General features: G+C 63.0%; 23 protein-coding genes. 15 read left to right on the plus strand and 8 right to left on the minus strand.

From position 1 onward, the window contains the following. Positions 1 to 81: 81 nt before the first annotated feature. The 11 genes from pyrH (at position 82) to lpxB (ending at position 11484) form a co-directional block, all read left to right on the plus strand. Positions 82 to 804 carry a UMP kinase gene (gene pyrH / locus NKH89_RS02350; protein ID WP_023717729.1) on the plus strand — a complete coding sequence of 241 codons (723 nt, stop codon included), beginning with the start codon at positions 82 to 84 and terminating at the stop codon, positions 802 to 804. Between the two features lie 104 nt (positions 805 to 908). After that, positions 909 to 1463: a ribosome recycling factor gene (gene frr, locus NKH89_RS02355; RefSeq protein ID WP_084642476.1), complete on the plus strand. Its 555-nt coding sequence runs from the start codon at positions 909 to 911 to the stop codon at positions 1461 to 1463. A 32-nt stretch (positions 1464 to 1495) separates the two neighbouring features. After that, positions 1496 to 2218, plus strand: a complete 723-nt coding sequence (locus tag NKH89_RS02360) for an isoprenyl transferase (protein WP_023717727.1) — start codon at positions 1496 to 1498, stop codon at positions 2216 to 2218. Between the two features lie 3 nt (positions 2219 to 2221). Further along, positions 2222 to 3055, plus strand: coding sequence for a phosphatidate cytidylyltransferase (locus NKH89_RS02365; RefSeq protein WP_352908367.1), 834 nt, complete (start codon positions 2222 to 2224; stop codon positions 3053 to 3055). 104 nt (positions 3056 to 3159) lie between these two features. Then, positions 3160 to 4302, plus strand: coding sequence for an RIP metalloprotease RseP (gene rseP, locus NKH89_RS02370; RefSeq protein WP_352482672.1), 1143 nt, complete (start codon positions 3160 to 3162; stop codon positions 4300 to 4302). Positions 4303 to 4519: 217 nt separating this feature from the next. After that, the gene (gene bamA / locus NKH89_RS02375) at positions 4520 to 6874 is read left to right on the plus strand and encodes an outer membrane protein assembly factor BamA (RefSeq protein ID WP_352482671.1); all 2355 of its coding nucleotides are present in this window, start codon (positions 4520 to 4522) and stop codon (positions 6872 to 6874) included. A 182-nt stretch (positions 6875 to 7056) separates the two neighbouring features. Next, the gene (gene lpxD, locus NKH89_RS02380) at positions 7057 to 8115 is read left to right on the plus strand and encodes a UDP-3-O-(3-hydroxymyristoyl)glucosamine N-acyltransferase (RefSeq protein WP_352482670.1); all 1059 of its coding nucleotides are present in this window, start codon (positions 7057 to 7059) and stop codon (positions 8113 to 8115) included. Continuing rightward, on the plus strand, positions 8108 to 8572 hold the full coding sequence (fabZ, locus tag NKH89_RS02385) for a 3-hydroxyacyl-ACP dehydratase FabZ (RefSeq protein ID WP_023717722.1): 465 nt from the start codon (positions 8108 to 8110) through the stop codon (positions 8570 to 8572). Before lpxD ends, fabZ begins: the two co-directional genes overlap by 8 nt. Positions 8573 to 8585: 13 nt before the next feature. Beyond that, on the plus strand, positions 8586 to 9419 hold the full coding sequence (lpxA, locus tag NKH89_RS02390; protein ID WP_023717721.1) for an acyl-ACP--UDP-N-acetylglucosamine O-acyltransferase: 834 nt from the start codon (positions 8586 to 8588) through the stop codon (positions 9417 to 9419). A gap of 6 nt (positions 9420 to 9425) precedes the next feature. After that, positions 9426 to 10328 (plus strand): LpxI family protein, encoded by a 903-nt coding sequence (locus NKH89_RS02395; RefSeq protein WP_023717720.1) that lies wholly within the window; start codon positions 9426 to 9428, stop codon positions 10326 to 10328. Beyond that, entirely contained in the window at positions 10318 to 11484 is a 1167-nt protein-coding gene (gene lpxB, locus NKH89_RS02400; protein WP_023717719.1) for a lipid-A-disaccharide synthase, read from the plus strand. Before NKH89_RS02395 ends, lpxB begins: the two co-directional genes overlap by 11 nt. Before the next feature lie 95 nt (positions 11485 to 11579). Here the strand turns inward: lpxB and gltA are convergent, their stop codons facing one another. Both gltA and gltX read right to left on the minus strand, forming a co-directional pair. After that, complete coding sequence (gene gltA / locus NKH89_RS02405; RefSeq protein WP_023717718.1) at positions 11580 to 12908, minus strand: citrate synthase; 1329 nt, start codon at positions 12906 to 12908, stop codon at positions 11580 to 11582. 178 nt (positions 12909 to 13086) lie between these two features. Beyond that, positions 13087 to 14508: a glutamate--tRNA ligase gene (gltX, locus tag NKH89_RS02410; protein WP_352908368.1), complete on the minus strand. Its 1422-nt coding sequence runs from the start codon at positions 14506 to 14508 to the stop codon at positions 13087 to 13089. A 96-nt stretch (positions 14509 to 14604) separates the two neighbouring features. Here gltX and NKH89_RS02415 point away from each other — a divergent pair, with 96 nt between their 5' ends. Next, positions 14605 to 17070, plus strand: a complete 2466-nt coding sequence (locus NKH89_RS02415) for a ComEC/Rec2 family competence protein (protein WP_352790153.1) — start codon at positions 14605 to 14607, stop codon at positions 17068 to 17070. Here the strand turns inward: NKH89_RS02415 and lexA are convergent. Next, entirely contained in the window at positions 17064 to 17795 is a 732-nt protein-coding gene (gene lexA, locus NKH89_RS02420) for a transcriptional repressor LexA (protein ID WP_352790155.1), read from the minus strand. The two genes, NKH89_RS02415 and lexA, sit on opposite strands and share 7 nt — an antisense overlap. A 471-nt stretch (positions 17796 to 18266) precedes the next feature. Here lexA and kynU point away from each other — a divergent pair, with 471 nt between their 5' ends. After that, positions 18267 to 19514, plus strand: a complete 1248-nt coding sequence (gene kynU / locus NKH89_RS02425) for a kynureninase (RefSeq protein WP_352908369.1) — start codon at positions 18267 to 18269, stop codon at positions 19512 to 19514. A 95-nt stretch (positions 19515 to 19609) separates the two neighbouring features. After that, positions 19610 to 20440: a hormone-sensitive lipase gene (locus NKH89_RS02430; RefSeq protein WP_352790160.1), complete on the plus strand. Its 831-nt coding sequence runs from the start codon at positions 19610 to 19612 to the stop codon at positions 20438 to 20440. Between the two features lie 7 nt (positions 20441 to 20447). On the opposite strand, the gene NKH89_RS02435 is transcribed toward NKH89_RS02430, so the two are convergent. From NKH89_RS02435 to NKH89_RS02455, 5 genes are read right to left on the minus strand one after another with little or no spacing between them, the layout of a single operon-like run. Next, a complete protein-coding gene (locus NKH89_RS02435) occupies positions 20448 to 21653 on the minus strand; it encodes a molybdopterin molybdotransferase MoeA (protein WP_352587164.1) in 1206 nt (401 codons plus the stop codon). Continuing rightward, positions 21653 to 22159, minus strand: coding sequence for a cyclic pyranopterin monophosphate synthase MoaC (moaC, locus tag NKH89_RS02440; protein WP_023717712.1), 507 nt, complete (start codon positions 22157 to 22159; stop codon positions 21653 to 21655). The genes NKH89_RS02435 and moaC overlap by 1 nt, the downstream gene beginning before the upstream one ends. Before the next feature lie 2 nt (positions 22160 to 22161). Beyond that, a complete protein-coding gene (gene trpC / locus NKH89_RS02445; protein WP_023717711.1) occupies positions 22162 to 22974 on the minus strand; it encodes an indole-3-glycerol phosphate synthase TrpC in 813 nt (270 codons plus the stop codon). Positions 22975 to 22978: 4 nt separating this feature from the next. Then, the gene (trpD, locus tag NKH89_RS02450) at positions 22979 to 23989 is read right to left on the minus strand and encodes an anthranilate phosphoribosyltransferase (RefSeq protein WP_352482657.1); all 1011 of its coding nucleotides are present in this window, start codon (positions 23987 to 23989) and stop codon (positions 22979 to 22981) included. After that, on the minus strand, positions 23986 to 25878 hold the full coding sequence (locus NKH89_RS02455; protein ID WP_352908370.1) for a SurA N-terminal domain-containing protein: 1893 nt from the start codon (positions 25876 to 25878) through the stop codon (positions 23986 to 23988). The genes trpD and NKH89_RS02455 overlap by 4 nt, the downstream gene beginning before the upstream one ends. 142 nt (positions 25879 to 26020) lie before the next feature. On the opposite strand from NKH89_RS02455, the gene tpiA reads away from it, so the two are divergent. Continuing rightward, positions 26021 to 26788 (plus strand): triose-phosphate isomerase, encoded by a 768-nt coding sequence (gene tpiA, locus NKH89_RS02460; protein ID WP_023717708.1) that lies wholly within the window; start codon positions 26021 to 26023, stop codon positions 26786 to 26788. The last annotated feature ends 139 nt before the right edge of the window (positions 26789 to 26927 follow it).

Here is a 26927-nt window from a genome sequence, read left to right on the forward strand (position 1 = left end):
AGCGGCGCCCTTCGTGTATCGGAACGCCCAGTGTTTCGGGGCGCCACCGAAGCGCGTCACACGCATGATGACGAGGACCAGATGACGGTGAAGCCCCTCTACCGACGTGTCTTGCTGAAAGCGTCGGGCGAAGCGTTGATGGGCGAACAGCATTTCGGCATCGACGTATCGGTGGTCGACCGCATCGCCGCCGACATTGCCGAGGCCCGCGCACTGGGCATCGAGGTCGGTGTCGTCATCGGCGGCGGCAACATCTTTCGCGGCGTCGCGGTTGCATCAAAAGGCGGAGACCGCGTCACCGGCGACCATATGGGCATGCTTGCCACGGTCATCAATTCGCTGGCGCTACGCACCTCGCTCAACAAGATCGGCGTCGACGCCGTGGTGTTGTCGGCGATCGCCATGCCCGAGCTGTGCGAAAGTTTTTCGCAGCGTCAGGCAACCGCCTACATGAACCAGGGCAAGGTCGTCATCTTCGCCGGTGGCACCGGCAACCCGTTTTTCACTACCGATTCGGCTGCAGCCCTTCGCGCCGCCGAGATCGGCGCCGATGCTTTGTTCAAGGGCACTCAGGTCGATGGCGTCTATTCGGCTGATCCCAAGAAGGACCCGAACGCGACACGCTTCGAGCGCATCAGCCATAGCGACGTCATAAAACGCGGGCTTTCGATCATGGATACCGCGGCGATTGCACTTGCGCGCGAAAACAACATTCCGATAATCGTCTATTCGATCCACGAGAAGGGTGGTTTCGGTGATATCCTGCGTGGCGGCGGCCGTTGCACGGTTGTCGCCGACGATTAATCCGGACCGTGAACCCGAAAGAGGGACCAGTTCGCGGATTGAGGCTCGAACAGGGTTTACCCTCAAGGCAGTGAACCCGGGCTAAACGGGTCGAGGAGACGATGATGAGTGGCGAATACGACGATCTCAAACGGCGCATGGACGGGGCGATCGCCGCGTTCAAGCATGATCTGGCTTCGCTGCGCACCGGCCGCGCGTCGAGCAGCCTGCTCGACGCCATCCAGGTGCAGGCCTACGGCACCGCCATGCCGATCAACCAGGTGGCAACCGTGTCGGTGCCGGAGCCGCGCATGATCTCGGTTTCGGTCTGGGACAAGTCGATGGTCAGTGCCGTCGACCGCGCCATCCGTGAATCCAATCTCGGCTTCAATCCTATCGTAGACGGCACCAATCTCAGGATCCCGTTGCCTGAACTCAACGAGCAGCGCCGCAAGGAGCTGGTCAAGATCTCGCACGGCTATGCCGAGAATGCCCGCGTCGCTGTGCGTCACGTTCGCCGGGACGGCATGGACTTTCTGAAAAAGGCGGAAAAGGACGGCGACATCAGCGAGGACGACCACCGCAAACGGGCCGACCAGGTTCAGAAACTAACCGACGAGACAATCAGCACCATCGACCACCTGCTTTCCGACAAGGAAGCGGAAATCATGCAGGTCTAGGGTCTGGCCACGGCTGGCCCGGAAGCGAGAACATGGCAACGCCCGCGCATGTCGCGATCATCATGGACGGAAACGGACGCTGGGCCAAGGCGCGCGGCTTGCCGCGGCTCGCCGGTCACCGCGCCGGCGTCGAAGCGCTGCGCAAGACGGTGCGCGCCGCCCCTAACCTCGGCATCTCCTTCCTGACCGTTTACGCTTTCTCGTCGGAAAACTGGTCACGGCCGAAATCCGAAGTCAGCGACCTCATGGGCCTGCTGAAGCTTTTCATCCGACGCGATCTCGCCGAGTTGCACCAGAGCGGCGTCCGAATCAGGGTCATCGGTGACCGGGCAGGGCTGCAGCCCGACATAAGAGGCCTGCTCGAGGAAGCCGAAACGCTCACTCTCCGCAACGAGGCGCTGACGCTGGTCATCGCCTTCAATTATGGCGGGCGCGACGAGATCGTCCGCACAGCGCGCAAACTCGCCGCGGCGGTGGCGCGTGGCGAGATCGACAGCGAAGCGATCACGGCAGAGTCCTTCGCCAACTCGCTCGACACAGAGGGCATCCCGGATCCGGAACTGGTCATCCGCACCAGCGGCGAGCTTCGGCTGTCGAATTTCCTGTTATGGCAGGCCGCCTACAGCGAACTTGTTTTCCTGCCTTGCTACTGGCCCGACTTCAGTCGCGAGCACCTGTCCGATGCACTGCGCGATTTCGCCGGCCGCGAGCGCCGCTTCGGCGGACTTGCCGCCCAAGACGTCGCCTCGGGCTGAGGGATGAGCAACCTTCAGCTCCGCGTCATTTCGGCCGTCGTGCTTGCCATCGTCACGCTCGGCCTGACCTGGCTTGGCGGACTGCCCTTCCGGTTGCTTTGCGCTGCCATGGCGGCGGTGATCTTCTACGAGTGGACGCGGATGAGCCGTCCAGCTGCCCCGACAGGTGTTAATGCTGCGACAGGTCTTGGCTTTCTGCCCGAAGCGCTGATCGTGGTCTTTATCGGTGCCCTCATCGCCGGCCTGCCTGCGTCTTTGCTGCTGCCGCTCGTCGCGGCTCTGGTTGCTGTCGCTGCCATCGCGGCGTCGATGCGCAAGGCAGGACCGTGGGAAGCATCCGGCCTTGCCTATGCGGCGGTTTCCGGCCTGTCGCTGGCCTTCTTGCGCGACGGCGACCGTTCCGGGCTGCTGGCCATCCTCTTTCTGTTCGCCGTGGTTTGGGCGACCGATATTTTTGCATATTTCGTCGGCCGCTCCGTCGGTGGTCCAAGGCTGGCGCCGTCGATCTCGCCGGGCAAGACGCGGAGCGGGGCGCTCGGCGGGGCGATCGGCGGCGTGGTGGCCGGGCTGCTTCTGGCCGCCGTAGCCGGAACGGGCAACCTTGTCGTGCTTGGCGTGATCGCACTGGTGCTTTCGATCGTCGCGCAAGCCGGCGACCTGTTCGAATCATGGATCAAGCGACGCCACGGCCGTAAGGACTCCGGCGCGCTAATACCCGGCCATGGCGGCATCATGGACCGGGTCGACGGGCTTGTCGCGGCGGCTTTCGCCCTATACGTCATCGGCTGGATTTCCGCGACCGCCGACCATCCCGCACAGGGACTGTTCCCGGTTTGAGCGGCATCCGACGGCGGGCTGGCGCGGGTTGCGCCATGGATTCGCCTGGATTGATGTCACAGTCGCAGCGTGACCTGCGCCGTGGATGAATTTGAGGGCATGAATTGAACGAGATTCTTCACGCGGTTTTCAGCACAGAGGGCTTTGTCCTCGGCACGCTGGTGCCTTTCCTGTTCGTGCTGACCGTGGTCGTTTTCGTCCACGAAATGGGCCACTACCTCGTCGGCCGCTGGTGCGGTATCGGCGCAAAGGCCTTTTCGATCGGTTTTGGTCCTGAAATCATCGGCTTCAACGACAGCCGCGGCACGCGCTGGAAGCTTTGCGCCATACCGCTCGGCGGCTACGTCAAGTTCGTCGGCGACATGAACGCGACGTCGAGCCAGCCCAGCTCGGAGGAGATCGAGGCGCTGAGCGACGAAGAACGCAAGGTCGCCTTCCACACGCAGCCGATCTGGAAGCGCGCGGCGACAGTGGTGGCGGGGCCGCTGTTCAACTTCCTGCTGACGATCGCTGTCTTTTCCGTGCTTTTTTCTGTCCATGGCCGTCCCGTGCTGGAGCCGATGGTGGCTGAGGTTACCGTCGGCAGTCCGGCGGCGGCGGCCGGCATCATGCCCGGCGACCGATTCGTCAGCGTCGACGGCAGCAAGGTCGAGACCTTTGCCGACGTCCAGCGTCTGGTCTCCGGCCGTGCCGGCGACAGCATCACCTTCGTCATGCTACGCGGCGGCAAGGAAATCACCGTCACGGCGACGCCGCGCTTGATGGAACAACAGGACGCACTGGGCAACAAGGTCCAGGTGGCCGTGATCGGCGTCGTCAACAACAAGGAACTCGGCCAGCCACGGCTGATCACCTACAGTCCGGCCGGGGCGGTCGGGGCAGCGGTCCAGGAAACCGGACACGTCATTCAGCGCACCGGCCAGTTCCTGCAACGTTTCGTTGTCGGTCGCGAGGACAAGTGCCAGCTGGGCGGCCCTATCAAGATCGCCAAGATGTCGGGTCAGGCGGCAAAGCTCGGCTTTGAATGGCTCGTACAGCTTGTTGCATTCCTGTCAGTCGGGATCGGGATTCTCAACCTTTTGCCGATTCCCCCCCTCGACGGAGGGCATCTTCTGTTCTACGGCGTGGAGGCTGTCATCCGGCGGCCGGTGTCCGAACGGATGATGGAAATGGCTTACCGAAGCGGCCTCATATTGGTGCTCGGCTTCATGGGCTTTGTTTTCTGGAACGATCTGTTTGGGTGCTGAAATCATGAAGGAATTTGGCTTCGGCACGAGCAATGTTGAGACGCCGTTTACCATGCGTGGGGATATGCGTGACGCGAAAGCCACGCCACAGGGTTAAGTAAATACAAATTAACCAGAAGCCTTGCGTGTAGGGAAAATCCGGTTAATACGGTAGGGGAAATTACCGCACGTCCGGTTTTCTCGCCGTGGGGACTTCGAGAAAAGGTACAAAAGCCCGATGAAGGCAGCATCCAAGTTTCTGAGCGCCGCGTCCGCGGTGGCTATGTCCGCCGCTCTGGTCGTACCAGGCGCGCTCGCAGTGCAGTTCGTTGCCACATCGGCCGCCGAGGCGGCTGTCGTCTCCAGAGTCGAAGTCACCGGCAATCAGCGTGTCGACGCGGACACCATCCGCAATTACGTGACGATCAAGCCGGGCAAGGCGTTTTCCAGCTCCGACATCGACGATGCGGTCAAGGCGCTGTTCGGCACCGGGCTGTTTTCGGACGTGCAGATCAACCAAGTCGGATCGACGCTGGTCATCAAGGTTTCCGAATACCAGGTCGTCAACCAGGTGCTGTTCCAGGGCAACAAGAAGCTCAAGGACAACGCGCTTGAAGCTGCGGTGCAATTGAAGCCGCGCAGCACCTTCTCGCAACAGCAACTCGACACCGACGTTGAGGCGGTCAAGGCCGCTTACAGGCGTATCGGCCGCGACGACGCCGCCGTGACCACCCAGATCATGGATCTCGGCGACAACCGCGTGAACGTGGTCTTCAACATCAACGAAGGCGGCCGCACCCAGATCGCAGCGATCAATTTCGTCGGCAACAGCGCCTATTCGAGCCGCCGTCTGTCGGACATCATCTCCACCAAGCGCTCGTCCTTCCTTTCCTTCGTGCTGCGCGACGACGTCTATGACGAGGACAAGCTGCGGGCCGACCAAGAGCTGTTGCGCCGCTTCTATTACAATCACGGCTATGCCGACTTCCAGGTCGTCTCGGCTGTCGGCGAACTCGACGACACCACCAACAAATACACCGTCACCATCACGGTGCAGGAGGGCGAGCGTTATACGTTCGGCGATGTCAGTGTCGAAAGCACAATCCCCGAGGTCGACAGCAAGTCGCTTGAATCGGTAGTCCAGACCCACAAGGGCGATGTCTATAACGCCAAGGACGTTGAGGACACGATCATCGCGCTGACCGAGAAAGTCGCCGGTTCGGGCTATGCCTTCGCCCAGGTGACGCCGCGCGGCGATCGCAACTTCGAAAACCACACGATCTCGGTTGTGTATACAATCGACCAGGGCACCAAGGCCTATATCGAGCGCATCGAGATCCGCGGAAACGATCGAACGCGCGACTACGTCATTCGCCGCGAATTCGATGTCAGCGAAGGCGATGCGTTCAACCAGGTTCTCATCCAGCGCGCGAAGAGGCGGCTGGAAGCGCTCGATTATTTTGAGAAAGTCGAGATTTCCACCGTTCCTGGCTCTGAGCCGGACCAGGTCGTGTTGGTGGTCGACGTAGTCGAGAAGTCGACCGGTGAATTCTCGATCGGTGCCGGCTATTCGACTGGTGGCGAAACGTCAGGTCCGTCCGTCGAAGGTTCTATCAGTGAGCGCAATTTCCTCGGTCGCGGCCAATTCATCAAGGTGGCGGCGGGCGGCGGCAAGAACTCGCGCGACTACAGCTTCTCTTTCACCGAACCTTATTTCCTTGGGCGGCGCATCGCGGCCGGCTTCGACATCTACAAGCAGAGCCGAAACTACGACCATTACGACAGCGATACGACGGGCGCGACAGTGCGTTTCGGTCTGCCGATCACCGACAACATCACGACGCAGCTCGCGTACAATATCGCGCAAGAGAAGTACGAGTTCGACGAAGACTGCGACCCAATGGCCGGTTGCAACGTCTCCCAGGCGATCCAAAACGGAGTTAACGAGAGCCCATGGCTCAAGTCGTCGGTCAGCCTCGGCCTGATCTACAACACCATCGACGACATGAAGAACCCGCATGACGGGCTTTATGCCAATGTCAACACCGAAGTGGCCGGCGTCGGCGGCGACGCCAAGTTCATCAAGGTCACGGCGCGCGGCAGCATCTATCAGACGTTGTCCGAACAATTGGATCTGGTAGGCCTCATTTCCGGCGGCGCCGGCCATGTCCAGGGATATGGCGGCGGCGATCTACGTGTCTTCGACCATTTCCAGAGCAGCGACCGTATGATCCGCGGCTTCGAATATGGTGGCATCGGTCCGGTTGCCTTGGACAACCGCAACGACCATCTCGGCGGAACCACTTATTTCAACGCCTCGGCCGAAGCCCAGTTCCCGCTGCCGGTTATCCCGGAAAGCTTCGGCCTCCGCGGGGCAGTGTTTGCCGATGCGGCAACGCTCTACGGCAGCAAGATTGCAAGTGGCCTCGTCGATCAGTCGACAACCGGAATGGAATGGCGCGCTTCTGTCGGTGTCGGCCTGATGTGGGCATCGCCCTTCGGTCCGATCCGCATCGACTATGCGATCCCGGTCAAGAAGGAAAAGACCGACGACGTGCAGGAATTCAACTTCGGTATATCGACCCGCTTCTGATGTGCGGGTAACGATGCTTCCGGCTCGTTTGGATCCGGATGGGCGGTGACCCGACACTACAGCGCAGCGCGTCCTATTGGACACGCAAAGGATGTTGTAGCACTTTGTTTTTGCGCATGATCCTTTCCGAGGATCGACTTCCGATTTCCGGGGTCATGCGCTAGCTGGATATTGCTTCTGGAATGACCGATCCGGTGTTCTTCGCGCCCTCACGCCGGTATACGGCCGGCGAAGTCGCGAATCTGACCGGCTCGACGCTTGTCGATTCCGGTCTCTCCGATGTATCGATCGAGGCTCTGGCGCCCGCCAACGAAGGCGGCGAGAACGCGCTTGTCTTCGTCGATGGGAGGCGCAATTTCGCGCTGATGCAGTCACTGCGGGCGGCAGCGGTTCTCTGCCCCGCCGAATTTGCCGGCAAGGCGCCGGCGGGCATTGCGGTGCTGGTGCATCCGCGCCCGCAGCAGGCTTTCGCAATGGTCGGGCGCCTGCTTTTCCCGGCGGCTGCAACGCCTGGACCGATGACCGGCGAAACCGGTATCTCGCCGCACGCCCATGTCGATCCGACCGCCCATGTCGAGGCCGGTGCGATCATCGAAGCAGGCGCGGTCATCGGGCCGCGCGCTGCCATCGGCAGCGGAACCGTCATTGCCCCGCATGCGGTTATCGGTCCTTCCTCTCAGATCGGCCGCGACGGCTATGTCGGTCCAGGTGCAAGCGTGCAATATGCGTTGATCGGCAATCGCGTCATCATCCATGGCGGTGCCAGGATCGGCCAGGATGGCTTCGGTTTCGTTGCCGGCGCCAAGGGTCCGGAGCGGGTTCCGCAGATCGGCCGCGTCATCATTCAGGACGACGTCGAGATCGGCTCGAATACGACCGTCGATCGCGGCGCCATGTCCGACACGATCATCGGCCAGGGCACCAAGATCGACAATCTGGTGCAGATCGCCCACAACGTTCGCATCGGCCGCAATTGCATTATAGCCGGGCTTTCGGGTATTTCCGGTTCCGTGACGGTAGGCGACAACGTCACCATGGGTGGCGGCGTCGGCCTTGCGGATCATTTGACCATCGGGTCCGGGGCCAAGCTTGCCGCAAGAAGCGGGTTTATGAGCAATGTGCCTGCAGGTGAGATTTGGGGAGGATATCCGGCGCAGCCGATGGCGGAAGCCATGCGCGAGATAGCGGCCTTGCGCAGACTTGCACGGACGCGCAAACAGGGTGAGGGGGGAAATGGCTGAGATCGCAGCGGCGACGCTCGAAGCGGTTGACATAATGCGGCTGATGAAGCTCCTGCCGCACCGCTATCCGTTCTTGATGATCGACCGCATTGTCGACATAGATGGCGACGAATCCGCCATCGGCATCAAGAACGTCACCATAAACGAGCCGCATTTCCAAGGTCATTTCCCCGACCAGCCGGTCATGCCCGGCGTGCTCATCATCGAGGCGATGGCGCAGACGGCCGGCGCCATCTGCATCCGCAGCCTCGGTACGGAAAAGCCGTCGCTGGTTTATTTCCTGACCATCGACAACGCCAAGTTCCGCAAGCCGGTCGTTCCAGGCGACCAATTGAAAATTCATGTGAAGAAAATCAAGAAACGCGGCAATCTTCTCAAATTCGCCTGCGAGGCCCTCGTCGATGGCACCAAGGCGGCGGAAGCCGAGATCTCGGCAATGATGGTCGCAAGCGGCTGACAAACGAATGCTAATGAAAATCCAGACAGTCATCCATCCATCGTCGGTCATCGAGGCAGGCGCCCAAATCGGCGAAGGCGCCCGCATCGGACCCTTCTGCTACGTCGGCCCCGACGCCGTGATCGGCGACCGTGTCGAACTGGTCAGCCATGTGTCGGTGATGGGCGCGACCACCATCGGTGCATCGACCAAGGTCTATCCGATGGCGATACTGGGCGGGCCGCCGCAGAACACCAAGCACAAGGGCGGCCGTACCACGCTGGTGATCGGCGAGAACTGCGCGATCCGCGAAGGCGTCACCATGCATCTCGGCACCGATTCCAGCCGCGGCGAAACGACGATCGGCGACAACGGCAATTTCCTCGCCTATGCCCACATTGCACATGACTGCGTGGTCGGCAGGAACGCCACCTTCGCCAATCAAGCGACGTTAGGCGGGCATTGCGAAGTCGGTGACAATGTCTACATCGGCGGCCTTACCGCGGTTCATCAGTTTGTCCGCATCGGCGATAACGCCTTTCTCGGCGGTTGCTCGGCGATCGTCGGCGACGTCATTCCCTACGCCATCGCCGTTGGCAACCGTGCCAGCCTTCGCGGCCTCAACATCATTGGCCTGAAGCGCGCCGGCCTGCCGCGTTCCGAGATCCACTTGCTGCGCAAAGCCTACAACACGATCTTCGATCGCTCTCGGACCGTCGGCGAAAACATCGAGTTCGCCAAGGCGGAATTCGCCTCGTCGCCGACGGCCATGAAGATCGTCGATTTCATCGCTGGCCGCGGCAAGCGGCACTATGCCGTGCCGTCGCTCAAAGGTGGCGACGGCGACGATACCGATGATGAAGACTGAGGGCAGATGACGAAGATTGAGGCTGCCGGAAAGGGCCTTGATCTCGCGCCAGATGCCAAGGTCGGCATCATCGCCGGCGGCGGCAGTCTCCCGGTCGAAATTGCCCGAGCGCTCGCCCGGCAAGGCAAACCTCCCTTCGTCGTCATGGCGGCGGGCGAGGTCGACCGCATAGTCGATTTCGAGCCCTATGAGCAGGCAAGCTTGAGGCTGGAGGACGTCGGCTCGCTGCTGCCGATGCTCAAGCGGCATCACGTTACGCATCTGGTGACCGCGGGACATATTACGCGCCGCCCCAGGCTGAGCGCCATGCGCCTCAATTTGGGCCTGCTCGCCTGGCTACCCAGCCTTCTCGTCGGTGTAACCCGGGGGGACGATACGGTGCTGAAACTGTTCGTGCGCAGGATCGAGCGCAGCGGCATCAAGGTTGTCGGCGCTCACGAGATCGTGCCGGAACTGGTCGCCGCTGAAGGCCCGCTGACCAAGATGGCGCCACGCAAATCCGACTGGCGCGACATCGAGGCGGCGCACGCTGCAGCAAAAGCTATCGGCGCGCTGGATATTGGCCAGGCGGCTGTTGCGGTTGGTGGCCGCGCCATCGCGCTGGAAGGCGTCGAGGGCACAGACGGGCTGCTCGAGCGGACAAAACAATTGCGCGGGCACGGCAGGCTGGCTGGCAGGAGCCGTGGTGTTTTGGTCAAATGCGCCAAGCCCGGTCAGGAACTGCGTGCCGATCTGCCCTCCATTGGCCCGCTGACCGTCGAGGCGGCGCATGCCGCCGGACTGGCCGGCATTGCCGTCGAAGCCGGCCGCTCGCTGGTGCTCGAAGGTCCTGCCACCATCGGGCGTGCCAATGCACTCGGCCTGTTCGTGATCGGCCTGCCTGCTGCGGAGCCGGCGCATGGCGAATGAGCAGCCGTTGAAGATAGCCGTCGTCGCCGGCGAGGAGTCCGGCGACCTGCTTGGCGCCGACCTCGTGCAGGCGTTAAAGCGCATGACCGGGCGCGAAGTTCGGCTCGTAGGCATCGGCGGCCGCCATTTGCAGGCGCTCGGTTTGGCGCCATTGTTCGACGGCAGCGAGATCGCGCTGATGGGGCTTAGCGCTATCCTGCGCGACCTGCCGCGCCTGATGCGGCGGATCGGCCAGACGGCAAACGCGATTGTCGATGAAAAGCCCGACTGCCTTATCACCATCGACAGTCCGGATTTCTCGCTGCGCGTCGCCAAGAAGGTGCGCGCCGCCGATCCGACGATCCCGATCGTCCACTATGTCTGCCCGAGCGTATGGGCTTGGCGGCCGGGCAGGGCGGCGGCGATGAAGCCATATGTCGATCACATTCTTTGTATCCTGCCGTTCGAGGTGAAGGAACTCGCTCGCCTGGGCGGGCCGCCCGGCACCTATGTCGGGCATCGCCTTGCACACGATCCGGGCATAGTCAGTGCCGCCAGGGCGCAGGCGCAGCCGCGTGACCTCTCCGCCGACCGTGTGAAAACGTTGCTTGTATTGCCCGGTTCGCGTCGCGGCGAGGTGCGGCGCCTGGTCGGGCCGTTCGGCGAAACGGTATCGATCCTGCGGGCGCGCGGGCACCGCTTGCGCTTGCTGTTGCCGACGGTGCCGCACGTCGCCGACCTGGTCAGGACCTCGGTCGCGAGCTGGAACGAGAAGCCGGAGATCATCCTTGATGCCGAACGCAAATGGCAGACCTTCGGCAAGGCCGATGCGGCGCTGATCGCGTCGGGGACGGTATCGCTGGAACTGGCACTGGCGGGCGTGCCGATGATCTCCTGCTACCGGCTCGATCCGGTCATGCGCATGGCGCAGGGACTGATCAAAGTTTGGAGCGCAGCCTTGCCCAATCTCATCGCCGACCGGCCGGTCGTGCCGGAACACTACAACCAATATGTGCGTCCGCATTATCTGGCGCGCCAGCTGGAGGCGCTATTCTCCGATACCGCCTACCGCGCCTGGCAGAAGGACGGTTTTGCCGACATCGCCGGGCGTATGGCAACCGACAAGCCGTCAGGCGAGATGGCGGCGGGGGTGGTGATGGGCATGGTGAGGAAGTGAGCGAGTAGTGAGTAGCGAATAGGAAATGGTGCTGGCCGTAACAGCCAAGCTGCTTCAGCTACTACTCGCTACTCGCTACTCGCTACTCGCTACCTTCACCGCTTCGCGATCGGCACGTAATCCCGTTCCGGCGCACCGGTATAAAGCTGGCGCGGACGGCCGATCTTCTGGTGCGGGTCCTCGATCATCTCTTTCCACTGCGCGATCCAGCCGACGGTGCGGGCAACCGCGAACAGCACGGTGAACATGGTAGTGGGGAAGCCCAGCGCCTTCAGCGTGATGCCGGAATAGAAATCGACGTTGGGGTAGAGCTTCTTCTCGATGAAATAGGAATCGGTCAGCGCGATCTTTTCCAGCTCCATGGCGATGTCGAGCAGCGGATCGTCCTTGATGCCGAGCTCGCCCAGGACTTCGTGCGCGGTCTTCTGCATGATCTTGGCGCGCGGATCGTAGTTCTTATAAACGCGGTGGCCAAAGCCCATCAATCGGAACGGATCGTTCTTATCCTTGGCGCGCGCAATGAATTCCGGGATGTGATCGACATGGCCGATCTCGCCCAACATGTTCAGGGCTGCCTCGTTGGCTCCGCCATGTGCAGGACCCCACAGGCAGGCGATGCCGGCAGCGATACAGGCAAAGGGATTGGCGCCCGACGAGCCGGCGAGGCGGACGGTCGAGGTCGAGGCGTTCTGCTCGTGGTCGGCGTGCAGGATGAAGATGCGCTCCATCGCGCGCGCCAGCACCGGATTGATCTTGTATTCCTCGCAAGGCACGGCGAAGCACATATGCAGGAAGTTGGCTGCGAAATTCAGTTCGTTCTTCGGATAAATGAACGGCTGGCCGATGTGGTATTTATACGCCATCGCCGCGATCGTCGGCATCTTGGCGATCAGCCGCATCGAGGCGACCATGCGCTGATAAGGGTCCGAGATATCGGTGGAATCGTGATAGAAGGCGGACAGCGCGCCGACCACGCCGCACATCACCGCCATCGGATGCGCATCGCGGCGGAAGCCGGTGAAGAAGCGCGACATCTGCTCATGCACCATGGTGTGGCGCGTCACCCGGTAGTCGAAATCGTCCTTCTGCGCCTTGGTCGGTAGTTCTCCGTAGAGCAAGAGATAGCAGACTTCGAGGAAGTCGCCGTGCTCGGCCAGCTGGTCGATCGGGTAGCCGCGGTGCAAGAGAATACCGGCATCGCCATCGATGAAGGTGATTTCCGATTCGCAGCTCGCCGTCGACGTAAAACCGGGATCGTAGGTAAATACGCCGGTGGTGCTGTAGAGCGAACCGATGTCGATGACATCAGGTCCTACCGAACCACTTCGTATCTTGAATTCATGGGTTTTGCCGTCGAGTTCCAGTTTTGCCGTCGACGCCTGGGTTTTGCCGCCAAATTCCATCTTTGTCGCAGGTTCGGTCATAGCAAACTCCTTTTTGTTTCCTCAGGCCGGCAACGGCAAAACATTGAACCCAACACGTCAAAAGCATCGGAATACGCACATTTGCGCCCGCAATTGAATCTGCGCGCCAGATTAGGCCAAGACCCAATGTTGCACTGCGAAACACACCTTTCAATGCCAATCTTCTTGGGCCAGTTTCCTAATCGATTTGATCGGCAATCCGCGCCAGGCCTTCCTCGCGGCCAAGCACGGCCAGCACATCGAAGACGCCGGGCGAGGTGCTTTTGCCGGTGAGCGCGGCGCGCAGAGGTTGGGCCACGGCGCCGAGTTTGTGGCCGCCGGCCTGCGCATAGTCGCGGATCGCGGCTTCCGCCGAGGCGGCAGACCAGTCCGAAATCGTGGCCAGTGCCGCATGAGCGCCCCGCAGGATCGCGCGCGCCTCACCGCTGAGCAGCGCCGCCGCCTTCTCGTCGACCGGCATCGGCCGCTCGACGAACAGGAATGCAGCCCCTTCAACAAGTTCGACCAGCGTCTTGGCGCGCTCCTTCAGGCCTGGCAAAGCGGCAAGCAATTGCGCCTTGCGTCTGTCGTCGAGGCTAGCTGCGATCGCCGGACCGCCGTCGAGATAGGGCAGAGTGGCGATGAAGATGTCGAGCAGCGCCGCGTCGTTCATGCGGCGCATGTGCACGCCGTTCAGCGCCTCGAGCTTGGCGAAGTCGAAACGGGCGGCGCCCTTGTTGACGTCGCCAATGTCGAACCATGCGATCATGTTGGCGATCGACATGATCTCATCGTCGCCGTGGCTCCAGCCAAGCCTCGCCAGATAATTGAGCAGCGCCTCCGGCAGGTAGCCCCTGGCGCGATAGGCCTCGACGCCGAGCGCACCGTGCCGTTTCGACAGCTTGGCGCCGTCGGCACCGTGGATCAGCGGGATATGCGACATCGACGGCACCTCCCACCCCATGGCATGGTAGATCACCGTCTGGCGGGCGGCGTTGGTCAAATGGTCGTCGCCGCGGATGATGTGGGTGACGCCCATGTCGTGATCGTCGACGACGACGGCATGCATGTAGGTCGGGTTGCCGTCCGAGCGCAGAATAATGAAATCGTCGAGATCCTTGTTGGGAAAGCGCACGTCGCCCTGGACGCGGTCATGCACAACCGTCTCGCCGTCTGTCGGCGCCTTGATGCGGATCGCCCCCTTGGCGCCGGCCGGCGCCTCGGAGGGGTCGCGGTCGCGCCAGCGGCCGTCATAGCGGGGAGGCAGCCCCTTGGCTCGTGCGCTCTCGCGCATTGCCTCCAACTCGGCAGGCGTCGCGTAACAATAATAGGCCTTGCCCATGCGAACGAGTTCCTCGGCCACCTCGCGATGGCGCGGCGCACGCTCGAACTGCGACACCGGCTCACCGTCCCATGTCAGGCCAAGCCAGGAAAGCCCGTCGAGGATGGCCGCGGTTGCCGCATCGGTGGAACGCTCGCGGTCGGTGTCCTCGATGCGCAGCAGCATCGTGCCGGCTGTGTGCTTGGCATACAGCCAGTTGAACAGCGCCGTGCGCGCCCCGCCAATATGCAGATAGCCGGTGGGCGAGGGGGCAAAACGGGTGACGACCTTGTCGGGCATGGAACTCTCAGGCAGGCGAAGGAAGTGGGTTTGCGGACTTTCGCGCGTTGCGCGTTCATGTAGCATAGGAGGTCGAGGGCGCAAGGGGCAGACCCGATGGCTGTGCGAGGCCGTGGTGCGGGCGAGGGCGAGGACGTTGGCAGCGGCGTCAGCGAACGCTTGCTGTTTGCCGCGCCCGTGCCTGTCCTGCCGGCACCGGCATTGCTGCCGGTTCCACGCTTTGATGCCCCGTCGCTGCCGGCGAGCGACCCAGCAACGGTTCTCGTGCCCGCGGCCGAGCCCATCGTGCGCCTACGCCGGCGTTTCCGCCTCCCGTCACCGTCCCGTATCCGCAACGGCGTAACCTCGGCGGTCGGCCTGGAGCTCGACCGTGGGGTCGCCTTCCTGCTGGTGCCGGTGTTCCTCGCATGCGGGGTGATCGTATATTTTGCGCTGGCGGTGGAGCCGGCCTTTCCACAGCCGATCGCAATCGTCGCCTTGGCAGCCCTCTGTGCCGTCGCCTCGCGGTCGTGGCCCAGAACCCGCCTGTGCTTCATGGCGGCGTTGCTCTGCGCGCTTGGCGTGCTTGCCGCCAAGGTCGAGACCTGGCGTGTCGGAACGCATATGCTCGGTTCCGAAATCTCAACGCGCCTCACGGGTCGCGTCGTATCGTTCGAGCCCATGGCGAGCGGCCGCATCAGGCTGACGATCGATGTGATCTCAACCGCCAGGCCGACACTGCGCTACATGCCGGAACGGGTCCGCGTTTCGGCGATGAAAATACCGGCTGAGCTGACCGCCGGTTCCGAGATCGCCGGCTATGTGCGGCTGCTGCCGCCGACCGGGCCGGTGCGGCCCGACAGCTATGATTTCTCCTTCGACAGCTATTTCGCCGGTATCGGCGGCAGCGGCTTTTTTCTCGGCAATCCGAAAGTCGTGTCGTCGGGCAGCATGCCGCTTGCCGCGCGGCTTTCTTCCTCGATCGAAGACGCGCGCGAATCCATCGCCGACCATATCCGCAGCCGCATCGGCGGCGCCGAGGGCGAGATTGCTGCTGCGCTGATCGTCGGCGTGCGCGCCGGCATTCCCGAGGAGATCAACGAAGCGATGCGGCGTACAGGCATCTATCACATCATCTCCATCTCGGGGCTGCATATGGCGTTGGTCGCCGGCACCATCATGGCGCTGCTACGCGGCACCTTTGCGTTGTTTCCCGATTTCTCATCGCGACGGCCGGTCAAGAAATATGCCGCGGCCGCCGCGCTTTTTTCGATTGCGGCCTACCTCGTCTTTTCCGGCATTGTGGTGGCGGCCGAACGCAGCTTCATCATGCTGGCGGTGATGCTTATCGCCGTGCTGTTCGACCGGGCCGCGCTCACCATGCGCAACCTGGCGATCTCGGCCATCGCGGTCATTCTGGTGTCGCCGCACGAGGTGGTCGGTCCGAGCTTCCAGATGTCCTTCGCCGCGACGGCGGCCCTTGTCGGCGCCTATGCAGGCTGGTCCGATTACCGCGCCGGCGGGGCCACCACGCCGCCGCCCCGGCGGTCGCCGCTACGCTTTGCCACTAGAAAGGTACTGCTGGGCATGGGCGGCCTAGCGATGACCTCGATCATTGCAGGGAGCGCCACGGCGCTTTTCGCCATATGGCATTTCCAGCGCGTGGCGCCGCTCAGCCTGTTCGCCAATCTGGCCATCATGCCTATCATCTCACTGGTCGTCATGCCCTTCGCCGTCCTCAGTGCGCTGGCGATGCCGTTCGGCGCGGATGGGCCTTTCCTCTACGTGATGGGCAAGGGGCTGACGGCGATGATCGCCCTGTCCGGGTGGATCTCCGAGCGCTCGCCGATCGATGCGGTCGGGCTGATTTCGCTGAGATCTGTCCTTTTGGTGACGATCGCCCTCGTCATTGCCAGCATGGCGACGACCTGGTTGCGGCTCGTGGCCCTTCCTTTTGCGCTCGCCGGCTTGCTAACGACAACGCAGACGCGCGTACCCGATGTATTGATCTCGGAGGACGCACGGCTCGTCGCGCTGCCGATCGGCAGCGGTGAACTCGCGGTCAACCGGGCACGCCCGAATGAGTTCACCATCGACAACTGGAAACGCGCGCTCACATCAGAGGCTATCGTCGCGCCGGAAACACCTGGAAAGAACGATCCGCAATTCGACATTGCCGATCCGGCCGACTTACCGCCGGGCATGCCGTTCATTTGCACGGACGGTCTCTGCCTTGCCAGGCATCCATCCGGCGCGATCATCGCGCTAGCCAATGACCGCGATACTGCACGGCCAGCCTGCGCCTTTGCCAGCTTGATCGTCATCGACGACGCCACCGCCCATAATCCCTGCTACTACGACCGGCTGGTCCTCGTCGTCACCAAACGGCAACTGGCGCGCGCGGGAAGTGCGGCCGTCTATTTCGATCCACAAGCGGCAACACGCGCCGAAATCCGCTTCGCCGTCGAAAAATCATACCGGCCCTGGCACGTGCAGCGGAAATTTTCCCGCGCGGCGCGGGGCATGCCGCCATACCGCAGAGCCGACAAGCCAAAAGCCGGCGCCAAGGGCGCAGCTCAGTAGCGGCGGATCAGCCCAACGAGCTTGCCCTGCACCTTGACCCTGTCTGGTCCGAAGATGCGCGTCTCGTAGGCCGGATTGGCGGCTTCCAGGGCGATCGAGGCGCCCTTGCGGCGGAACCGCTTCAGCGTCGCTTCTTCCTCGTCGACCAGTGCCACCACGATCTCACCGGGGCTCGCCGTATCGGCATTGCGGATGATCACCGTGTCGCCGTCGAAAATGCCAGCCTCGATCATCGAATCGCCTTTGACCTCCAGCGCATAATGCTCGCCGCCCATGATCATGTCCGGCGGCACCGAGATCGAATGCGTCTGGTGCTGGATGGCATCGATCGGCACACCGGCGGCGATGCGGCCCATCACCGGGATCGACACGGCGGCGACGACATCGTCGTCATTGCCGGCTGCAGGCATGCGCGACGATGTCGGCTTGCCCTGCCGAGGACCTTGCCCAAGACTGCCCTGGATGACGCTCGGCGAGAACTTGCGTGCCGCATTGAGGCCGGGGGCGATCGAATCGGGCAGGCGCAGCACCTCCAGTGCACGGGCCCGGTTGGGCAAACGGCGAATGAAGCCGCGCTCCTCCAGCGCCGTAATCAGCCGGTGGATTCCCGATTTGGAAGCCAGGTCGAGCGCTTCCTTCATCTCGTCGAAGGAGGGCGGGATACCGCTTTCCTTCAGCCTTTCGTGGATGAACATAAGCAGTTCGTGTTGTTTGCGTGTCAGCATAGCGACCCCCAACAGAATCAGAAAAACAAACCCAGAACAAACACTATCTGTTCCAGTTGTGTTCCGCAACTGTTTAAAGTTTAATGAATGTGTTAGGGCTCGGGAAACGATACCACTCACCAAACCGGAACGCTGCATTTTCACCGCCGCGGGCGTCATCGCCTTGATTCTGCTTTCGTTTGCGGCCTCTGGGTTCCCAGAAGGCGGCACTGGTATCGGCCGTCAGCCGGCAAAGGGCACGGAATTGAAGCCGTATCGACTGTGCGGTTTGGTCAATGCACCGTGAACGAAACGAACTCAAAACGCCAACCTTGGGTTGGCTTGGCTCCTGGTTTCCACCGCGTGGTCAGGCAACTTGTCGCCGGTGGAGCCTTGCTGCGCGATACCAGGTAATGGAGAACCGCTCGTGACCGATGGATGCCGTCGATGCGTGTCCGGCGTTGCGGTGAATCTTGGGGGAGCAGACAAATCATGACAGGAATTCGCGATCTCGTTGCCATAAGGGCGATGGATGCTGCAGATCCGCTGCGCGCGATGCGCGACCGCTTTGTGCTGCCGCAAGGAGTGATCTATCTCGACGGCAATTCGCTAGGGGCCGCTTCGCGTGCCGCTTTCGATGAATTGAGCAAGGCAGCGACCGAAGAATGGGCGCATGATCTCATCCGCGCCTGGAACACGGCCGGCTGGTTCAACATGCCGCTCGAACTCGGCGACCAGCTCGGGCGCCTGATCGGTGCCGCGGCCGGCCAGACGGTGGTCTGCGACACGACATCGGTCAACATCTACAAGCTGCTGCACGCCGCCATGGCCATGCGGCCGGAGCGGCAGGTCATCGTCGCCGAGGGCGACAGTTTTCCGACAGACCTCTACATGGCTGAGGGTGTGGTTTCGACGCGAAAAGATACGCTGCTGCGCCTCTCGGGGGTCGACGCGCCGAGCATCGAAGAGCTGATCGACGAACGCACCGCCGTGGTGCTGGTCAACCACGTCAACTACAAGTCGGGCGAACTGCGCGACATGCCGGCGCTGACGCGCAGGGCCCAGGAAGCCGGGGCGATGATCGTCTGGGATCTCTGCCACACCGCCGGTGCGATGCCAGTCGAGCTCGACACGGCAAACGCCGATTTTGCCGTTGGCTGCACCTACAAATATCTGAATGGCGGACCGGGCGCGCCTGCCTTCATCTATGCGGCTGAGCGGCATCTTGCCGACATCCAGCAGCCGCTCACCGGCTGGTGGGGCCATGCACGGCCCTTCGCCTTCGAGCCAGGCTATGCGGCCGGCACCGGCATCCGCCGGTTTCTGTGCGGCACCCAGCCGGTCCTGTCGATGCGCACGCTGAAGGGCGCGCTCGACATCTGGAACGATGTCGACATGACGGCGGTGCGCAAGAAGAGCATCGCGCTGGCTGATCTGTTCATCGAGCTCGTCGAGGCAAAGTGCGGCACTTACGGGCTAACGCTCGAAAGCACGCGCGACGGGGAAAAACGCGGCAGCCAGATTTCATTCATGCACGAGCATGGCTACCAGATCATGCGCGCGCTGATCGAACGTGGCGTGATCGGCGATTTTCGCGCGCCATCGACCATGCGCTTCGGCTTCACCCCGCTCTATGTCGGCTATGCCGATGTCTGGCAGGCCGTCGAAGTGCTTGAGGACATCCTGCGCACCGGTGCGTGGAAGGATGCGCGCTTCGCCATCAAGGCGGCTGTCACTTGAGATTGATGCGAGAGCTGGAATCGTGAGGCTGGCGACGACGCGCCGCGCGATGCTCACGCTCGTTGCAAGGCCATATTGCCAGGGGAGGGCGCAGGGTGTTCGAACGTCACATTGCCGATTGGGACAACGCCTATGCCAACGGCGCCAACATAGCCGGCAGCGATCGCTGGCCGGCGGCCTGGGTCGAGCCCGCGCGGGTTTTTCGCGACGTGCTTTCGACCGAGGGCCGGGCGCGGCTCGACATGGCCTATGGCCATGGCCCACGCAACCGGCTCGATCTTTTCCTGCCGGCCACCAAGCCCAAGGGGCTCGTGGTGTTCGTCCATGGCGGCTACTGGATGGCATTCGACAAGAGTTTCTGGTCGCATCTTGCCGCTGGCGCTGTTGATCGCGGCTATGCCGTGGCGATGCCGTCCTACACGCTCTGTCCGCAGATGCGCATTGGCGGCATCGTCAAGGAAGTCGGCGCGGCGATCGGCAAGGCGGCGGGGATGGTCGCAGGGCCGCTGATGCTGACCGGACACTCGGCCGGTGGCCATCTTGTTAGCCGGATGGTTACGACGACGACGCCGCTGGCGCCCGAAATTGTCCGGCGCATTCGCCATGTCGTATCGATCTCGGGTGTGCACGATTTGCGCCCGATCATGCGCACCGGCATGAACGAGACGCTGGCGATCGATGAGGCCGAGGCGCAGGCCGAAAGCCCGGTGCTGCTGCGCCCGATGGACAAGGCCCGCCTGACCTGCTGGGCCGGCGGCGGCGAGCGCGCCGAATTCCTGCGCCAGAGCGCGTTGCTGGCCAATATCTGGATCGGCCTGGGTGCCGCGACCAGTTCGGTGGTCGAGCCTGACCGGCATCATTTCAACATCATCGACGGTTTGGCCGATCCAGACCATCCGCTGACCCGGACCTTGATCTCGGAGTGAGGCAGGTTCAGCGTAGCATCAGCACGTCGCAGGCGGCGCCCGCCGCCGCGGCGGGCGTGAACGGCGCACGGACGATCAGCCCGTTGGCATCGGCCAGCATTTTCAGCATCGAGGAGTCCTGGATGCCGAACGGCGTCGCCACGAGCGTACCGGCGTCGTCTGTGACAACAGCCCGCACATAATCTTGCCTGAGATCGTTGGCCGGCATGGCAGCGCCGAGCCGTGCCTCACGCATATCCTGCTGAAAGGCGCGGCCGCCGAGCCGCGCCAGCAGCGGCTTCAGGAAGAGCTGGGTGCAGACCAGGCTCGCCACCGGATTGCCGGGCAAGCCGATGCAGCGAATGTCGCCCAGCCGCCCGAACATCAGCGGCTTGCCCGGCCGCATGGCGATCTTCCAGAAATCGAGAGTCATGCCTTGCCCGGTCAGCACGTCATGGACGAAATCGTGGTCACCGACCGAGGCACCGCCCAGCGTGACGATGACGTTCGCGCCAGCCTTCACGGCCTTTTCCACCAGCGCAGCGATCGCCTCCCTGCGGTCCGGCGCGATGCCAAGGTCGAGCACTCGCGCACCGACCGACTGTGCGGCGGCGGCGACACCATAGGCGTTGGAGGAGATGATCTGGTCGGGGCCAAGCTCGCTGCCCGGCGGCAGCAATTCGTCGCCGGTGGCGATGATGGCGACCAACGGCCTTTTGACCACGCCGACCTCGGGGTGGTTGGCCGATGCCGCCAGCGACAAGGCCGCCGGGTCGAGCAGGCGGCCTTTGTGCAGCAGGACGTCGCCTTTGGCGAAATCGAGCCCGAGGCGGCGGATGTTTCGCCCCTGCACCGTCGGCTCCGTCACTTCGACGACACCGCGGCCGAGATCGCGGACGTTCTCCTGGATGACGATGGTGTCGGCGCCTTCGGGAAGCGGCGCGCCGGTGAAGATACGGACGGCCTGCCCCTGCTGCACCGTCCCGGCAAAGCCGCTTCCGGCCGGCGCCATGCCGACCACCGAAAGCTTTGCTGGTAAGGACGCGATATCAGCCGCCCGCACGGCATAGCCGTCCATGGCGGAGGCGTTGAACGGCGGCTGGGTGCGGAGCGCCACAACCGGCTCCGCCAGCACGCGGTCGGCGGCATCCAGCAGCGCGACGCGTTCGCCCTGCAGTGCAGCTGCGCCGTCCAACAGGCGCTCGAGCGCCTCAGCAACTGGGACCAGCGCCATCAGCGGCCTGCCTCGGTGACCCCATCTTCGGTGATCTTGTAGTCGCCGGATTTGCCGCCGGTCTTTTCAACCAGCCTGATGCCGGAGATGACCATGGCGCGGTCGACCGCCTTGGCCATGTCGTAGATGGTCAGGCAAGCGACCGAGACGGCGCTCAGGGCCTCCATCTCAACGCCGGTTTTGCCGGTGACGCGGGTCAATGCTGTGACCTTCAGGCCGGGCAAAGCTGCGTCCGGCTCGATATCGACAGATATCCTGGTCAGCAGCAGTGGATGGCAGAGCGGGATCAGTTCATGCGTCTTCTTGGCCGCCATGATGCCGGCGATACGCGCGGTACCGAGCACGTCGCCCTTCTTGGCATCGCCGGCGAGGATCATGTCCAGCGTCTCGGGCCGCATCGACACGAAGCCCTCCGCGACTGCCGTGCGCACCGTCTCAGCCTTGTCGCCGACATCGACCATGTTGGCTTCGCCGCGCGCGCCAAGATGGGTGAGGGCGGCCGCCATCCTCAGATCGCCTCTGCCGGCGCCTTGCCCGTCAAAAGCAGGCGCGTTGCAGCGGCCACGTCCTGTTGACGCATCAGGCTCTCACCGACCAGAAAAGTGGCGATGCCGCTCCGCTCCAGCCGGCGGCAATCGTCATGCGAAAAGATACCGCTCTCGCTGACCAGAAGGCGGTCGGCGGGCACCATCGCGACCAGCCGTTCCGAGGTCTCGAGGCTGGTTTCGAAGGTCCGGAGATTGCGGTTGTTGATACCGATCAGCCGCGACGACAGCTGCAGCGCGCGTTCCATCTCAGCCTCGTCATGCACTTCGACCAGCGCGTCCATGCCGAGCCCGAAAGCTGTCGCTTCGAGTTCTCTTGCCAACGCGTCGTCGACGCTGGCCATGATGATCAGTATGGCATCGGCGCCCCATGCCCTGGCCTCGTAGACCTGATAGGGATCGAACAGGAAATCCTTGCGCAAGGCAGGCAACTCGACGGCAGCGCGCGCATCGCTGAGGAACGCGGGCGCCCCCTGGAAAGAGGGTGCGTCGGTCAGCACCGAAAGACAGGCGGCACCGCCTTCCGCATAGGCCCTGGCCAGCGCCGGCGGATCGAAATCGGCGCGGATCAGGCCTTTGGATGGGCTAGCCTTCTTGATTTCGGCAATCAGCGCGAACCTGCCGGATTGGCGCTTTGCTTCAAGGACGGAAAGAAAGCCGCGCGGCGCTTCGGCGTCCGTTGCCCGTGCCTTGATCTCGGCAAACGGCACTTGCGCCTTGGCCGCCGCGATCTCGTCGCGCTTGTAAGCCTCGATCTTGCGCAGGATGTCGGACATAGTTCTAACCGTTCGAAATCTCGACCAGCCTGTCGAGCACTTTCAGCGCGCGGCCGCTGTCGATGGCCTGCGCCGCCGTCACCATGCCGTCGGCAAGTGTCGTCGCCTTGCCGGCCACCACCAGCCCGGCGCCGGCATTCATCAGCACCGTGTCGCGAAAGGCGCCGGCGGCGCCGCCCAGCATGTCGCGCAGTGCCTGGGCATTGTGGGCGGCGTCGCCGCCGCGCAACTCGTCCTTGGTGTGACGCTTCAGCCCGACCGCTTCCGGGGTCAGCACAAAGCTGCGGATCTCGCCGCCGGCCAATTCGGCGACCTGCGTCTCGCCGGTGGTGGTGATCTCGTCATAACCGTCGCCATGGACGACCCAGGCATGGTCGGCACCAAGCTCCTTCAACGTTTCTGCCACCGGCATGATCCATTCGGGCAGGAACACGCCGACCATCTGCCGTCTGACACTGGCCGGATTGGAAAGCGGACCCAGCAGGTTGAAGATGGTGCGGGTGCCGAGCTCGACCCGGGTCGGGCCGACATGCTTCATCGCCGGGTGGTGCGCCGGCGCGAACATGAAGCCAACTCCGGCCTCGTGGATGCAGCGGCCGATCGTCTCCGGAGGGATGTCGATCTTGACGCCCAACGCGATCAGAACATCGGCGGCGCCGGTCAGCGAGGACAGTCCGCGATTGCCGTGCTTGGCGACGGGCACGCCGCTGCCGGCGATGACGAAGGCGGATGCGGTCGAAATGTTGACGCTGTGCGAATTGTCGCCGCCGGTGCCGACAATGTCGATGGCGCCCTCGGGGGCTTCGACGCGCAGCATCTTGGCGCGCATGGTGGCGACGGCGCCGGCGATCTCGCTGACGGTCTCACCGCGCACCCGCAATGCCATCAGGAAGCCGCCGATCTGGCCGGGGGTGGCGTCACCGGACATGATGATGTCGAAGGCCTCGCGCGCCTCCTCGAAGGAAAGAGCGCTACCGGCGGCGACCTTGGCGATGTGGATCTTCAGCGCGCTCATCTGGCCAGGGCTTGGGTTACGGCCGTCTGATCGATGCGGACGTCATATTGCGTCTGCAACTGCGCCACCAACTGGTCGAGCAGGTCGTCGGACATACCGGAGGTGAAGGATTTCTGCGCGTCCTGGGGTACTGAGTTGGCGTCGGCCCCGGCGGGCTCGAATACCTCGGCAACCTTGAACAGGATCTGTCCGTCGCCTGTGGGCGAGGGGATTAGCCCGGTGCCGCCTTCGCCGACGCCGAACATCGCGGCGGCCCCTTCCTTGCCGAAATCGACGTCGTCAGCATCGCGCTTGACACCGCGCTTGGTCTGCTTTTCGAGCTTGAGCTCACCGGCGATCACCTCGAGCGTGGCGCCGGCCTTGAGACGCTTCTCGAGCTCTTGTGCCTTTGCGGTAAGCCGTTTGGTGGTCTCCGCCGCGGTCCAGTCGGCCACGACCTTCTGGCGGACTTCGTCCAGCGTGCGGTCGCGGGCCGGCGTGATCGCGCTCACGTCGTAGAAGACGAAGCCGTTATCGGCGGTGGTGAGGCCTTCATTGTCGGTTCCGGGTTCGGATTCGAACACCGCCTTGATGAGCGCCGGCGATTCCGGCAGGTCTTTGACGATGCTTTCATCCGGCCTTCGGCCGGTGCGGTCGATGGCGTCGATGGTAACGACCTTCAGCTTCAATTTGGCAGCTGCCTCAGCGAGCGAACTGCCGGAGGCGCGAGTATCCTCGTAATTGTCGTGCACGTCCAGCAAGATGCGACTTGCCTCGCCCAGTGCCAGATCCTTGCGGATCTGCTCGGACACTTCGGCCAGCGGCTTCACCACTTCGGGCTTGATCTCGGTGACGCGCAGCAGAACGGGGCCAAAGGCGCCCTGTACGACCGGGCTGACTTCATTGGCGTTGAGCTTGAAGGCAGCATCGGCAACCGCCTTGTCGGCGATCTTGTCCTTGGCCAGCGTGCCGAGCAGGGTGTCGGCCGGCGTCTTGCCTTCGGCGGCGACGATCTTGTCGAAGGTCGCGCCGGTCCTGAGCGAATCGAGCGCCGCCTTGGCAGCATCAGGCGTCTTGAACACAAGCTGCTCGATGGTGCGCATCTCGGGCGTGGTGTAGCGCGCCTTGTTCTTGTTGTAGTCGTCGCTGACCTGTTGATCGGTCACTGCGCTCAAATCCATGATGTCTTCCGGTTCGAGCCTGACATAGGAGAACTTACGGTATTCGGGCGCGGCGTAGGTTTTCTTGTTCTCCCCGAAATAGGCCGAAAGCACGCTGTCGGACGGCGCTTCTATCGGTTCGACCAGCGATTTCGGCAAGGTCAGGTAGTCGATTGTGCGATCTTCGCCGCGATAGAGCGCGACCGCCTTGAAGAATGTATCCGGGGCTTTGAGGCCATCCGAAACCGCCTCGACGATCTGCTGGCGGACCGCCACCTGGGCGCGGTTTTTCAGATAGTCCTCCGGCCGCATGCCGATCTGCCGGAGCAGGTACTCGAAGGTTCGCCTGTCGAAGGTTCCGCTAGGCCCTTTGAACGCCGGGTCTTCGCGGGTCAGTTCGGCCAGCCGGTCCTTGGACAGGCCAAGGCCGAGCTTGCGGGCCTGCTCGTCGAGGACGGCGCCCGAGACGAGTTGCGCCAGCACCTGGTTGTCGATGCCGAGCGCCGTCGCCTGCTCACGGCTGATGCGCTGGCCGAATTGCTGCGACATTACGCTGAGCTGGCGATCGTAGGCGAGGCGGTATTCGTTGATCGAGACCTTGGTGCCTCCGGCCGTAATCACGGCGTCATGGCCGGCAAGACCGCCCATCAGCCGCCCCGAGATGCCCCAGACGGCGAAGCTCAACACCAACAATGACAGCAGCAGTTTCGCGACCCAGGTCCCCGCCGCGCTTCTCAACATACCAAGCATGAGTACTTCCGATTTTTGCGCATTTCGCATGCGCCGAGTCTGAAACAAGCGCAATAGCGCCCTTCCTGCTCACTGTCGATTGCTTTGTGGCCTGATTTTGATAGTGAGAGCCAGCTGGAAATTGCCCGGAGAAACAAATCCCATGACGCCTGGAATCCGCCCGCTCGTCGCCGGCAACTGGAAAATGAACGGGACCAGCGCCTCGCTCAACGAGCTCAGGATGATCGGCAACGGCTTCATGAGCGGGCTCGACGCCGAGACCGAAGCCGTGGTCTGCGTGCCGGCGACCTTGCTTGCGCACGCCGCCGAGATTCTGTCGCGCACGCCGGTCCGGGCCGGTGGTGAGGATTGCCACACCGAGGAAAGCGGCGCCTATACCGGCTGTATTTCGGCGGAGATGCTGAAGGATGCAGGCGCCAGCCATGTCATCGTCGGCCATTCCGAATGCCGTGCTGATCGCAAGGAGAACGATGCCATAGTGCAGGCCAAGGCCTCCGCCGCATGGCGCGCCGGGCTGGTGGCTATCATCTGCATTGGTGAGACAAGAGCCGAACGCGAAGCAGGAGCCACGCTTGACGTGCTGTCGCGCCAGGTTGCGGGCTCGGTACCGCCAAACGCCACGGCGTCCAACAGCGTCATTGCCTATGAGCCGGTATGGGCGATCGGCACCGGCTTGACCCCGACCGCCGCCGACGTCGCCGAGGCGCATGCGCATATCCGTGAAGAACTGGCGCGGAAGCTTGGCAATACGGCGGCCAAGATGCGCATTCTCTACGGCGGCTCGGTCAAGCCGTCCAACGCCGTCGAGTTGCTCGGCGTCAGGAATGTCGACGGCGCGCTGGTCGGCGGCGCCAGCCTGAAGGCAGCGGACTTCCTCGGCATCGCGGAAGCCTATCGAAACATCGCTTGATACTGGGACTGCTTGCCGGATTTGAGCGGACGGCCGGCGCCAGAATCGTTGCAAAGGACGCATTGCTTCCCATATTCCGGCCACGGGCTTGGAAATGCCGTCAAAGCATTGTATTGAGCCGCCTCCAAATCAGCGGCCG

This window comes from Mesorhizobium sp. M0923 (assembly GCF_040319365.1).
Classification (GTDB): Bacteria; Pseudomonadota; Alphaproteobacteria; order Rhizobiales; family Rhizobiaceae; genus Mesorhizobium.

What these genes read in the sequence shown, in the direction of transcription:
- kynU (WP_352908369.1), top strand. Translation starts at nt 18,267, where the DNA reads ATGACAGGAATTCGCGATCTCGTTGCCATAAGGGCGATGGATGCTGCA.
- NKH89_RS02395 (WP_023717720.1), top strand. Translation starts at nt 9,426, where the DNA reads ATGACGAAGATTGAGGCTGCCGGAAAGGGCCTTGATCTCGCGCCAGAT.
- bamA (WP_352482671.1), top strand. Translation starts at nt 4,520, where the DNA reads ATGAAGGCAGCATCCAAGTTTCTGAGCGCCGCGTCCGCGGTGGCTATG.
- fabZ (WP_023717722.1), top strand. Translation starts at nt 8,108, where the DNA reads ATGGCTGAGATCGCAGCGGCGACGCTCGAAGCGGTTGACATAATGCGG.
- gltX (WP_352908368.1), bottom strand. Translation starts at nt 14,508, where the DNA reads ATGCCCGACAAGGTCGTCACCCGTTTTGCCCCCTCGCCCACCGGCTAT.
- trpC (WP_023717711.1), bottom strand. Translation starts at nt 22,974, where the DNA reads ATGTCCGACATCCTGCGCAAGATCGAGGCTTACAAGCGCGACGAGATC.
- frr (WP_084642476.1), top strand. Translation starts at nt 909, where the DNA reads ATGAGTGGCGAATACGACGATCTCAAACGGCGCATGGACGGGGCGATC.
- lpxD (WP_352482670.1), top strand. Translation starts at nt 7,057, where the DNA reads ATGACCGATCCGGTGTTCTTCGCGCCCTCACGCCGGTATACGGCCGGC.
- pyrH (WP_023717729.1), top strand. Translation starts at nt 82, where the DNA reads ATGACGGTGAAGCCCCTCTACCGACGTGTCTTGCTGAAAGCGTCGGGC.
- trpD (WP_352482657.1), bottom strand. Translation starts at nt 23,989, where the DNA reads ATGAGCGCGCTGAAGATCCACATCGCCAAGGTCGCCGCCGGTAGCGCT.
- NKH89_RS02455 (WP_352908370.1), bottom strand. Translation starts at nt 25,878, where the DNA reads ATGCTTGGTATGTTGAGAAGCGCGGCGGGGACCTGGGTCGCGAAACTG.
- lpxB (WP_023717719.1), top strand. Translation starts at nt 10,318, where the DNA reads ATGGCGAATGAGCAGCCGTTGAAGATAGCCGTCGTCGCCGGCGAGGAG.
- NKH89_RS02365 (WP_352908367.1), top strand. Translation starts at nt 2,222, where the DNA reads ATGAGCAACCTTCAGCTCCGCGTCATTTCGGCCGTCGTGCTTGCCATC.
- gltA (WP_023717718.1), bottom strand. Translation starts at nt 12,908, where the DNA reads ATGACCGAACCTGCGACAAAGATGGAATTTGGCGGCAAAACCCAGGCG.
- tpiA (WP_023717708.1), top strand. Translation starts at nt 26,021, where the DNA reads ATGACGCCTGGAATCCGCCCGCTCGTCGCCGGCAACTGGAAAATGAAC.
- NKH89_RS02435 (WP_352587164.1), bottom strand. Translation starts at nt 21,653, where the DNA reads ATGGCGCTGGTCCCAGTTGCTGAGGCGCTCGAGCGCCTGTTGGACGGC.
- moaC (WP_023717712.1), bottom strand. Translation starts at nt 22,159, where the DNA reads ATGGCGGCCGCCCTCACCCATCTTGGCGCGCGCGGCGAAGCCAACATG.
- NKH89_RS02360 (WP_023717727.1), top strand. Translation starts at nt 1,496, where the DNA reads ATGGCAACGCCCGCGCATGTCGCGATCATCATGGACGGAAACGGACGC.
- lexA (WP_352790155.1), bottom strand. Translation starts at nt 17,795, where the DNA reads ATGCTGACACGCAAACAACACGAACTGCTTATGTTCATCCACGAAAGG.
- lpxA (WP_023717721.1), top strand. Translation starts at nt 8,586, where the DNA reads ATGAAAATCCAGACAGTCATCCATCCATCGTCGGTCATCGAGGCAGGC.
- NKH89_RS02415 (WP_352790153.1), top strand. Translation starts at nt 14,605, where the DNA reads ATGGCTGTGCGAGGCCGTGGTGCGGGCGAGGGCGAGGACGTTGGCAGC.